Annotated in this window: 6 protein-coding genes; all 6 read right to left on the bottom strand. The window is 67.1% G+C overall.

Annotation, left to right across the window (positions count from 1 at the left end):
- Positions 1-30 precede the first annotated feature (30 nt).
- Entirely contained in the window at positions 31-3312 is a 3282-nt protein-coding gene (locus tag ACIPPQ_RS12225; RefSeq protein WP_446544351.1) for an error-prone DNA polymerase, read from the bottom strand.
- On the bottom strand, positions 3309-4859 hold the full coding sequence (locus ACIPPQ_RS12220) for a Y-family DNA polymerase (protein ID WP_446544350.1): 1551 nt from the start codon (positions 4857-4859) through the stop codon (positions 3309-3311). Before ACIPPQ_RS12220 ends, ACIPPQ_RS12225 begins: the two co-directional genes overlap by 4 nt.
- Positions 4750-5550, bottom strand: coding sequence for an ImuA family protein (locus ACIPPQ_RS12215; RefSeq protein WP_446544349.1), 801 nt, complete (start codon positions 5548-5550; stop codon positions 4750-4752). The genes ACIPPQ_RS12220 and ACIPPQ_RS12215 overlap by 110 nt, the downstream gene beginning before the upstream one ends.
- An 82-nt stretch (positions 5551-5632) precedes the next feature.
- On the bottom strand, positions 5633-7036 hold the full coding sequence (locus tag ACIPPQ_RS12210; RefSeq protein ID WP_446544348.1) for an efflux transporter outer membrane subunit: 1404 nt from the start codon (positions 7034-7036) through the stop codon (positions 5633-5635).
- Entirely contained in the window at positions 7033-10233 is a 3201-nt protein-coding gene (locus ACIPPQ_RS12205) for an efflux RND transporter permease subunit (RefSeq protein ID WP_446544347.1), read from the bottom strand. The genes ACIPPQ_RS12210 and ACIPPQ_RS12205 overlap by 4 nt, the downstream gene beginning before the upstream one ends.
- Before the next feature lie 6 nt (positions 10234-10239).
- Positions 10240-11418 carry an efflux RND transporter periplasmic adaptor subunit gene (locus ACIPPQ_RS12200; RefSeq protein ID WP_446544346.1) on the bottom strand — a complete coding sequence of 393 codons (1179 nt, stop codon included), beginning with the start codon at positions 11416-11418 and terminating at the stop codon, positions 10240-10242.
- Positions 11419-11576: the final 158 nt, after the last annotated feature.

The following is an 11576-nucleotide window of genomic DNA, read 5'->3' as shown; positions in this document are numbered from 1 at the left end:
CCGCTTCCGGGGTCAGCCGGAAAACACCCCTCAATGAAAATCGCGCGACTTGGGCAGGATGCGGACATCGCGTGGATGCCCATGTTTCGCCGCATGGCCGCGCGGCAGTTGCGGATGCCTGACCTCGTCGGCGCGGCAGACGTCGGGGTCGAAGCGCCGGTCGCTTCCCAGCGTATCGAGCATCGCGGTCCGGTCGACGATCCGCGTCGCCATCAGGTGGATCACCCCCTCCTTGCTCCGCTGCACCTCGCCCTCCGCAAGCATCAGTCGCGACGCCATGACGGCGCGGCGATAGCGTTCGAAGTGGCGCGCCCAGAGCAGGATGTTGACGATCCCGCCCTCATCCTCGAGCGTGATGAAGATCGCATTGCCCTTGCCGGGGCGCTGGCGGATCAGCACGACGCCCGCGGTGCGGACGATCGACCCGTTCTTCGCCGCCGCGACCTCAGTCGCGCTCAGCACGCCTTCGCGCGCGAAATCGTCGCGCAGGAACGCCATCGGATGGCCTTTCAGCGACAGCCGTGTCGTCTGGTAATCGGTGAGCACATGCTCGACGAGCGGGGTGGGGGGAAGCTGCGCATCTTCTTCGGTACCGAGCTCGCCCGCTTCGGCCGCGCCGAACAGCGGCAGCACGCCTTGCCGGACGCGCCGCGCGTCCCACAGTGCGGGGCGGCGGTCGAGCCCCATCGAGCGGCACGCATCCGCCTCGGCGAGCAGGCGCAGCGCACGCGACGGCAGGCTCGCGCGGCGCGCGAGTTCTTCGACCGAGGCGAAGGGGGTGCTGCGTGCAAGAGCGATCTGTTTCGCCCACTCCTCCCGAAACCCGTCGACCTGCCGGAAGCCGAGCCGCAGCGCGAGGCTGCCATCGTCCTTCCGCTCAAGGCTGTTGTCCCAAAGGCTCGCATTCACATCGACCTCGCGCACCTCGACTCCATGTTCGCGCGCATCGCGGACAAGCTGTGCGGGGGCGTAGAAGCCCATCGGCTGCGAATTGAGGATGCCGCAGGCGAAGACCGCGGGGTGGTAATGCTTGATCCATGAGGAAACATAGACGAGCCGCGCGAAGGATTGTGCGTGGCTCTCGGGAAAGCCGTAGCTGCCGAACCCCTCGATCTGTTTGAAGCAGCGTTCGGCGAAGTCCTGTTTGTAGCCACGGCGCACCATGCCGCCGATCATCTTTTCGCGGAAATTTTCGATCGTACCGACATTGCGAAAGGTCGCCATCGCGCGGCGGAGGCCGTTCGCTTCTTCGGGGGTGAAGTCCGCTGCGACCATCGCCAGCTTCATCGCCTGTTCCTGAAACAATGGCACGCCGAAGGTGTTCCTCAAGACGTTGCGTAGCTCATCGGGATCATGCGGTGGAGCCGGAGAGGGAAACTCGATCTTCTCCTCGCCATTCCGCCGTCGCAGATAGGGATGCACCATATCGCCCTCGATCGGGCCCGGGCGGACGATCGCAACCTGCACGACCAGATCGTAAAAGACTTTCGGGCGTAGACGCGGCAGCATGTTGATCTGTGCGCGGCTTTCGACCTGGAACACGCCGATGCTGTCGCCTTTTTGCAGCATGCCGTACACTTCGGGATCATCACAATCGATGTCGACTTCCAGCGTGTGGTTGCCGAGGTCATGCTCGCGCATCAGGTCGAAGCATTTGCGGATGCAGGTGAGCATGCCGAGTGCGAGGACATCGACCTTCATCAGCCCGAGTGCGTCGATGTCGTCCTTGTCCCATTCGATGAAGGTGCGATCCTCCATCGCGGCATTATGGATCGGTACCAGCTCGTCGAGCCGTCCTTCGGTGAGCACGAAGCCTCCGACATGCTGCGACAGATGGCGTGGCGCCTTGAGCAGTTCGCCGACGAAGCGGTGCAATCGCTCGATCTCGCCATTGTGCGGGTTCAGGCCAGCCTCGACCAGTCGCTCGACCGGCACCTCGTCGCCCCAGCTACCCCAACTGGTGTCGGCAAGGCGCGCGGTGACATCCTCGCTTAACCCCAGTGCCTTGCCGACCTCGCGGATCGTGCTGCGCGGGCGATAGTGGATGACGGTTGCGGCGATCGCGGCGCGATCACGCGTATAGCGATCATAAATATACTGAATGACCTCTTCGCGGCGCTCATGCTCGAAATCGACATCGATATCGGGGGGCTCGTCGCGTTCGGCCGAGACGAAGCGCGAGAAGAGCAAGTCGTGCTTCATCGGATCGACCGAGGTCACGCCAAGCAGGAAGCAGACGATCGAGTTGGCGGCCGAACCGCGTCCTTGGCAGAGGATCGGCGGGTCTTGTGCGCGGGCGAAGCGGACGAGGTCGTAGACTGTCAGGAAATAATAGACGTAGCGCCGTCTCCGGATCAGGCGAAGCTCGTTCCCAATGAGCTTGCGAACCTTGAGCGGAAGCGGCGTGCCATAGCGTTTCTCGGCTGCGATCTTCACCAGATGGTGCAGATAAGCGAAGGGCTTCCAGCCCGGCGGCACCGGTTCATGCGGATATTCGTAACGCAGGTTGTCGAGCCGGAAATCGATGCGCGCGAGCAGCTTCGTGCTTTCCTTGATCGCTTTGGGATGATCTTTGAAGAGCCGCGCCATTTCGGCAGGCGACTTCAAATGCCGTTCGCCATTGGCGCGAAGGAGCTTGCCGGCTTTCTGCACCGTTGTGCCCTCGCGGATGCTCGTGATGATGTCGTGCAAGGAGCGCTGTGCGATTGTCGCGTACAGCGCGTCATTGGTCGCGAGCAGCGGGACGCCCGTCGCGGCCGACAGGCGCTCGAGTTCGACCAGTCGCCGCGCATCGGCGCCCGACCGTGACATCGTGGAGGCAAGCCATACCGACTTTCGCCGGGCCCGTTTGAGCTTCCGGAGGAAGGCGGCATCGCCGCCGGTTGCGATCAGCAATAGATCGTCGCAATGCTCGAGGAGATCCTCGAGATTGAGGATGCAGTCGCCTTTCTCTGCCCGCAGATTTCCGGTCGAGAGAAGACGGGTCAGGCGGCCCCAGCCGTGCCGACTGACCGGATAGGCGACGATGTCGGGGGTGCCGTCGGCGAAGACAAGTCTTGCCCCGACCACCAGCCGGAAGTTTGCTACGGTTTCGGGCTGCTTGACCTGCAAATCCTTCAGGAACGCCCACGCCCGCACCACCCCCGCAACGCTGTTGCGGTCCGCAATGCCGATACCCGGCATGCCAAGGGCGATCGCCTCCGCTACCATCTCGGCGGGGTGCGAGGCGCCGCGCAGGAAGCTGTAGTTGGTCGCGGCGACCAGTTCGGCGAAACCGGGATTGGACGTTTCGGGGGCAGGCGTATCGCTCATGCGAAGACCCCGTGGATATACCAGCGCGGGTCGTCTTTCTCTTCGTAAAGCCCGTGGCGGAAGAGCCAGAAACGGCGGCCCTGCGCATCCTCGACGCGGTAATAGTCGCGCGTCAGGCCGCCATTGTCTCGGCGGCGCCACCATTCGGCGGCGATGCGCTCGGGGCCCTCGTAGCGGCGCACCGCGTGCGCCTGCCGGCGCCAGCGGAACTGGTGCGGCGGGCCGTCGGGTACCTCGGCGATCACCTCGATCGGCTGCGGCGGGTCGAAGAGGTGGAAGGGGCGCGTCGGGGGTTCGCCGGGATCGGGTTCCTGCCAGGGCAGCGGGGGCGGGGCGTCGGCCGCGGGCAGTTCGAGCTGCGCCTGTTCCGGAATATGCGTATCGGCGGGGCGGAGCCGCCGCACCCGTCCGCGCCCGAGCCGCGTCGCGAGCCGGTCGGCGAGCTCGTCGATCGCGGCGTCCTTCACGGCGCCGCTCTCGAGCTTGAGCTGGCTCGCGCCGAGCGCCTCGAGCCGCGGCACCGCGAGGCGGATCGTGTCGAAGCCGAAGCCGGGGTCGAGCGGGTCGGCGAGGCTGTCCATACGCTCGGCGAAGAGGCGCATCACGAGGCCCGTGTCGCGCGTCGGATGGCCGGTTTCGATCGCGATGCTGCGCGCGAGGCCGTCGCTGCGAAAGAAGGTCGCGCGGAAATGGCGCCCGCCCTTGCCGCGTTCGGACAAATCCCCGACTGCTTCGGCGACGAGCTCGGCAAGGATTCTGGTCGCATGGGCGGTGCTGCCGAGCGGCTCGGCAAAGCGGCGTTCGGCGACCACGGGCGGCGGCGTCACGCGCGGATCGAGCGGACTTGGCGCATCGCCGAGCAGGCGGCGCAGCGCCATCGCGGCATCGGCGCCGAAGCGCGCGGCGATATTCGCCATCGGGCGGCTCGCGAGGTCGCCGATCGTCTTCAATCCCGCGCGGACGAGCGCGGTCGTCGCCTCGGCTTCGAGTTCGAGCGCGGCGACGGGCAGGCGGCGGATCGCCTGCCCTTCGTCGGGAGCGGGGCGCGTCTGGTATCGCGCGAGCGCGCGCGCGGCATCGGCGGTGGGGCCGAGCGCATGGCGCAAGGTCAGGCCGAGGCGCGCGAGGCGGTGCTCGACATCGGCGACCAGCCCGGCCTCGCCGCCGAACAGATGCACCGCGCCCGCGATATCGAGGATCAGCCCGTCGGGGGCATCGAGCGCGACGAGCGGCGTGTAGCGCGCGCAGCCCTGCGCGAGCCGGTCGAGCCAGTTTTGGTCGAGCACCGGATCGTGCGGAACGACCGCAAGCTCGCCGATCTGCGCGCGTGCGTCGGCGAGCGGCATGCCCGGACGCAGCCCGACCGCGAGCGCCGCCGTATCGACGCTGGCAAGGCGCATCGCGCCGCGCTGCTTCACGGCGAAGACGAGCGGCGCGTCAGGCCGCTGCGGCGCCGTGCGAAGCCATCGTTCGGCGGGCAGGAAGGGGAAGAAGAGCGCCAGATAGCGCCGCTTCGTCGGCATTTGGCCCGAAAGCGTTTTCGTCATGGTTCCAGTCCAGTCGCCAGTGCGTGCCGGCGGGGCCGCCGCGCCAGCGCAGCAGTTCGAGGTCGAAGGCGGGCGCGCCGGGAGCATTGGCTTCGAGTTCGCGCGAGGGCGCGGCGGCGACGCTCCAGCGCGTTTCGGCGACACTCGGCGCGGGCGTGGCATTGAGGCGGAGCATCATCAAGGTCGTTCCCGCATCGCGCGCGCCAAGCGCGAGACGGCGGCCTGCGGTCAGGTCGAGCAAAGGGAATTTGCCCCAGCTTTCGACGATCACCGCCGCCGACCCGGCGCAGCGGATCGCATCGTTCGCGCAGGCGAGCAGCATCTTCGGATCGGCGGTCTCGACGAGCAGCAGCCGGTCGGGGTCGCCGCCGAGTTCGGCGATGCCGGGGGCATAGATATGACCGGCGCGCTTGCCCGCGTCACTCGTGCGCAGCCAGATTAGCGGAGCCTTGCCGGGGGTACGCAGCGCGATGAGTGCGGCAAAGGCCGCGGCGCTGGTCGCGTCGAGCACATCGGCGGCGAAAAATTCATGGGTGCGTCCGACCGCGAGCCCGCCGCCGAGCGCATCGTCGAAGGACGCGTGCCCGCTCGCCAGCCAGCCCTCGGCCCGGCGGCTTTCGAGACCGCCATGGGCGGCCAGCCGGGCGATGCGTTTGCGCAGCCCGGCGAGTAGGGGAGACGACTCGCGCATCATTTGTTCCTGATATGTTCTATTAGCGCTTTCGATATGGCGCTTGTCAAGAAGGGTCAGGAAACGGTGTTTTCGGAAAGGGTTAGGGCGCGCCCGTTTGGCTTCCCGCGTTGCTGTCGCCGCCGAGCGCACGGAAGAGCGCGATTCGCGTGCTGACGAGCAGAAGCTGTGTCGCGATCTCGCTGCGCCGCGCCGCATAGAGGCTGCGCTGTGCGTCGAGGCTCGACAGGAAGCTGTCGACGCCGCCCTTGTAGCGGGCGTCGGTGAGCGTCGCGGTGTCGGCGGCGGCGGCGCTGTTCGCGGCGGCAGCGCGGACGCGTTCGGATATCGTGCCCTGCACCGCGAGCGCATCGGCGACCTCGCGGAATGCGGTCTGGATCGCCCCTTCATAGCTTGCGAGCGCGGCGTCGCGCTGCGCCTCGCTGACCGCGACCCCCGCGCGGCGGCCGCCGGCGTCGAAGATCGTCGCCGTGGCATCGCCGCCCGCCGACCAGCTGAACGATCCGCTGTCGAACAGGCTGCCGAGCGCGTTGCTGGCAAAGCCGAGCAGCCCGGTGAGCGAGATCGACGGGAAGAGTTGCGCGCGCGCGACGCCGATGTTGGCGTTGGCGGCGCGCAGGCCATATTCGGCCTCGATCACGTCGGGACGGCGGAGCAGGATTTCCGAGCTGACCCCCGCGGGCAGCGACACGATCGTCGGCGTCACTTCGGCGAGGCTCGCGGGGAGCAGCGCGCGGTCGACATCGCCGCCGACGAGCAGGCGAATCAGATTTTCGTCCTGCGCGAGCGCGGTCCGTTGCTGCGCGATCGAATCCTCGGCGGTCGCGAGGATCTGTTCGGCCTGGCGCAGATCGGTGCGCGGCGCGACGCCGCCGTCGAGGCGCGCTTTGGTCAGCCGTACGCTTTCGCGCGCATTGGCGGCGGTGTCTTCGGCGATTTTGAGGAGGTCGCGGTCGGCGCCATAGGTCGCCCAGGCGTCGGCGAGGTTGGCAATCAGCGCGAGCCGCACCGTGCGCGACGCCGCCTCGGTACCGAGCGCGCGGTTGCGGTCGGCCTCGGTCGCGTTGGCGAGCTTGCCGAACAGGTCGAGCTCGAAGGCGGTGACGCCGCCGCGCAGCGAGAAATCGCCGGCGCCGTTGGTACTTCCACTGTCCGAATAATCCGCACCGGCGCTGATCCCGAGTTCGGGGAATTGCCCCGACCGCGTGACGCGCACCTGCGCGCGCGCCGCGGCGACATTGGCATAGGCGGTGCGGAGGTCGCGGTTGTTCGTCAGCGCCTGTTCGGTCAGCGACTGGAGGCGCGGATCGGTGAAGACGCTTTTGTACGAGAGGATCGGCAGCGCCGCTTCGCTTTGCAGCAGATAGGCGTCGCCCGCGGGCCAGCTTTGCGGGACGGGCGGCGCGGGCAGCACCGTCTTCGGCGCGAGCGAGCAGCCCGCGAGTGCGAGCGTGCTTGCGAGCAGGAGGGCGCGCGTGCCGGTCATGCCGGGACCTCCGCCGCGCCGTCACCCTTGTTCTTGCCGAAGCGCGCGCGCACCGCGGCGAGGCCGTCGCGCACGCCGCGGCGGACGAGAACGAAGAAGAGCGGGATGAAGAAGATCGCGAGGAAGGCGGCGGTGAGCATGCCGCCGATCACCGAGGTGCCGATCGCGACGCGGCTGTTCGCGCCCGCGCCGGTCGCGATCGCGAGCGGCAGAACGCCGAAGATGAACGCGAAGCTCGTCATCAGGATCGGGCGCAGGCGGATACGCGCCGCGGCGATTGCGGCCTCGATCACGCGCTTGCCCTTGCGTTCTTCCTGCTCGGCGAATTCGATCATCAGGATCGCATTCTTCGCCGCGAGCCCCATTGTCGTGAGCAGGCCGATCTGCAGATAGACGTCATTCTCGAGCCCGCGCAAATTCACCGCGAACACCGCGCCGATCAGCCCCAAGGGGATGACGAGCAGCACCGCGAGCGGGATCGACCAGCTTTCGTAGAGCGCGGCGAGGCAGAGGAAGACGACGAGTAGCGACAGGCCATAGAGCAAGGGCGCTTGCCCCGAGGAGAGGCGTTCCTGATAGGAGGAGCCCGACCAGGCGACGCTGGTCCCCGGGATTTCGCCCGCCATCCGCTCCATCTCGTCCATCGCCTCCCCCGAGCTGGTGCCGGGCGCGGGCTGGCCCGAGATTTCGAAGGCGGGCACGCCCTGGAAACGCGAGCTGCTGCTCGGCGTCGTCGACCAGCCGGTCTTGGCGAAGGCCGAGAAGGGCGACATCTGGCCGTCGGCCGAACGCACATACCATTGGCCGAGGTCTTCGGGGCGCGCGCGATAGGGGGCGTCGCCCTGGACATAGACGCGCTTGACGCGGCCCTTGTCGATGAAGTCGTTGACATAGCGACCGCCCCATGCGGCGGAGAGGGTCGCATTCACGTCGGCATTGTCGATGCCATATGCTGTCAGTCGTTGGGTATCGACGTCGATCTTCAGCGTCGCGACGTCGGGAAGGTCGGACAGGCGCACCGAAGTCAGCTTGGGGTTCGCGTTCGCCGCCGCGAGCAATTTCTCGCGCGCTTCGGCGAATTCGGCGCGGCTCATCCCGCTGCGGTTCTGGAACTGCATCGTGAAGCCCGACGAATCGCCGAGGCCGCGAACGGCGCCGGGGACGAGCGCGAAGATCTGGGCATCGCGCAGCCCGCTGAGCGCCTTGCGCGCGCGTTCGGCGATCGCGTCGGCGGTATTTTCCTTGCCCGGCCGGTCGTCCCAATGGGTGAGGTTGACGAAACCCTGCCCGGTGTTCTGCCCCGCCGCGGCGCCGCCGCCGCCGCCCGCGATCAGGAACAGCGCCTGCGTGTTCGCCTTTTCGTGGGTGAGCATATATTTTTCGATTTCGTCGCGGACTTCGAGTGTGCGCGCCTGCGTGGCGCCTGCGGGCAGGCGGAACTGGACCGAAACGCGCCCCTGGTCCTCATTGGGCAGGAAGCCGCTGGGCAGGCGCAGGAAGAGGACGACGAGGAGTGCGAGCAGGATCGCGTAGATGCCGAGGAAGAGCCATTTGCGGTCGACGACCTTGGTCACGCTTCCGACATAGCGATCGACCGAACGGTCGAAGCGGGTGTTGAAGCCGGTCTTGGCGCGCTCGAGGAAGGCGTGGACGCGGGGGAAGCGCCCCCCGTTGCCAGCCGCGTCGCCGTGCGCCTTGGGTTTGAGCAGGGTCGAGGTGAGCGCGGGGCTGAGGATCAAGGCGACGAGTACCGACAGCGCCATCGCCGAGACGATCGTAACCGAGAATTGCCGGTAGATGACCCCGGTCGAGCCGCCGAAAAAGGCCATCGGCATGAACACCGCCGACAGCACGAGCGCGATCGCGATCAGCGCGACCTGCAACTCCTTCATCGACTGGATCGTCGCCTCGCGCGCCGACATGCCCGGATTTTCTTCCATCAATCGCTCGACATTCTCGACGACGACGATCGCATCGTCGACGAGCAGCCCGATCGCGAGCGTGAGGCCGAACAGGGTGAGCGTGTTGATGCTGAAGCCCAGCATATAGAAAATGGCGAAGGTGCCGAGCAGCACGACGGGCACCGCGATCGCGGGGATCAGCACCGCGCGCCAGCTTTGCAGGAAGACGAACATGACGAGGATGACCAGCAAAATGGCCTCGAACAGCGATTTCTGTACCTCGCTGACCGACAGCTTGATGAAGGCGGTCGCGTCGTTGGCGTAGCTGTAGGTCAGCCCGTCCGGGAAATCGGCGGCGAGTTCCTCCATCCGCGCCTTCACCCGGTCGGCGGTTTCGAGCGCGTCCGACCCCGGTGACAGCGAGATCGACATGCCCGCGCCGGGATGGCCGTTGATGCGGCTGACGACGGCATAGCTTTCGGCGCCGATCTCGACGCGCGCGACATCCTTGATGCGCACGGTCGATCCGTCGGGCAGCGTCTTCAAGACGATATTCTGGAACTCTTCGACCGTCTGCATCCGCGACTGCGCGGTGACCGTCGCGTTGAGCATCTGTCCCTGGGGCGAAGGCAGGCCGCCGACGTCGCCCGCGGCGACCTCGCTATTCTGCGCGGTGATTGCCGAAATCACGTCGCTCGGCATCAGCGACATCGCGGCGAGCCGCTGCGGATTGAGCCAGATGCGCATCGCGTGCGGCGCGCCGAAGATATTGACCTCGCCCACCCCTTCGACGCGCGACAGCGGGTCCTGGATGTTCGACGCCATATAGTCGGACACGTCCTGGTTCACGCGCGTGTTGGTCTCGTCATAGACGCCGACGAGCAGCAGCGTGTCCGAGTTCGACTTGGTGACGCGCACGCCTTGCTGCTGGACCTGCTGCGGCAGGCGCGAGACCGCCGATGCGATCTTGTTCTGGACCTGCACCTGCGCGATGTCGGGGTCTGTACCCTTTTCGAAGATCGCGGTGATGTTCGCCTGCCCGCGCGAGCTCGACTGCGAGCTAAAATAGAGCAGGCCGTCGATCCCGGTCAGCTGTTGTTCGAGCACCTGCGTGACGCTGTTCTCGATCGTTTCGGCCGAGGCGCCGGGATAGGTCGCGCGGATATTGACCTGCGCCGGCGCGATGTCGGGATATTGCTCGATCGGCAGCGAAAAGAGCGCGCCCGCGCCGCCGAGCATGACGATGATCGCGAGCACCCAGGCAAAGATCGGCCGGTTGATGAAAAGGCGCGACATCGCCCGCTACTTGCCCTTCGCCGCGGCGGCGTCGCCCTTGGGCGCGCCCACGCGCTGGGCGCTGCTCGCCGCGACCGGACGGATATCGGCGCCCTGCCGCAGGTTGCCGAGTCCCTGCGTGATCACGCGTTCGCCGGGTTTGAGCCCGTCGGTGACGACCCAGTTCGCGCCGGAGGTGCGGTCGGCGACGATCTTGCGCCGCGCCGCCTTGTTGTCCTTGCCGACAAGGTAGACGAAGGCCGAACCGTCGAAATCGCGCTGCACCGCGGGCTGCGGCAGCAGGATCGCCGACGGGTTCACCACCTGGTCGAACAGCGCGGTGACGAACATGCCGGGCAGCAGGATTCCTTTCGGATTGGGGAAGCGCGCGCGCAGCGTGACGGTGCCGGTCGCCTCGTTGACCGTGATGTCGGAAAACTGGACCGTCCCGGCAAAGCCATAGGTGCTGCCGTCTTCCATGCGCAGGCGAACCGAGGTGCTGCCCGCGGTCACCCCGCCGCTTTCGATCGCCTGACGTAGCGCGGTGAGCTCGGCGCTCGACTGCTGCATGTCGACATACATCGGGTCGGTCTGCTGGATCACCGCGAGCGGGGTTGCCTGGCTCGCGCTGACGAGCGCGCCGGGGGTCGCGAGGCTGCGCCCGATGCGACCGCTGATCGGTGCGGTGATCGTCGCATAGCGCAGGTTGATCCGCGCGGTTTCGAGCGCGGCGCTGTTCTGGGCGACCGCGGCGCGCGCCATCCGCGCCTGCGCCAGCGCGTCGGTATAATCCTGCTCGGCGACCGCCTGCATCTTCGCGAGCGGTTCGAGCCGCCGCGCGCGTTCATCGGCGGCCTGCGCGCTTGCGCGGGCGCTGGCGAGATTGGCGGCGGCTTGGTCGACCCCCGCCTGATAGAGGCTTGCGTCGATCTGGTAGAGCGGCTGGCCGGCGCGGACGAAACCGCCCTCGGTGAACAGGCGGCGGCGGATCAGGCCGTTCACCTGCGGCCGCACCTCGCTCGTTTCAAAGGCGACGGTACGCCCGCCGAGCGATGTCGTGACGGGCACCGGCTGCACCGCGACGGTGACATAACCGACTTCGGGGGCGCCGCGTCCGCCCTTTTCCGCTTCGGCCGAGCAGGCGGCCAGCGACAGGGCCACGGCACACAGGGCTCCGGCACGAAGCAGCGGCCTCTTGTCCAGCATAGGGGTCAATCTCGTTTCAAGTCGCAGTCGGGAAGGGAGGTTTTGCGCCTATTCAACCCATTGGCCTGCTGCTGGCAAGCCCAATGGGTGCGATACGACAAATTGCGACAATTTTTCCGGCGCGCCTGCCGGTCGCCAAATAAATTATAGTTGTCATA

Source organism: Sphingopyxis sp. LARHCG72 (assembly GCF_052871675.1).
The sequence above is the reverse complement of the archived record's forward strand: the minus strand, read 5'-3'. Positions and strand labels throughout refer to the sequence as shown.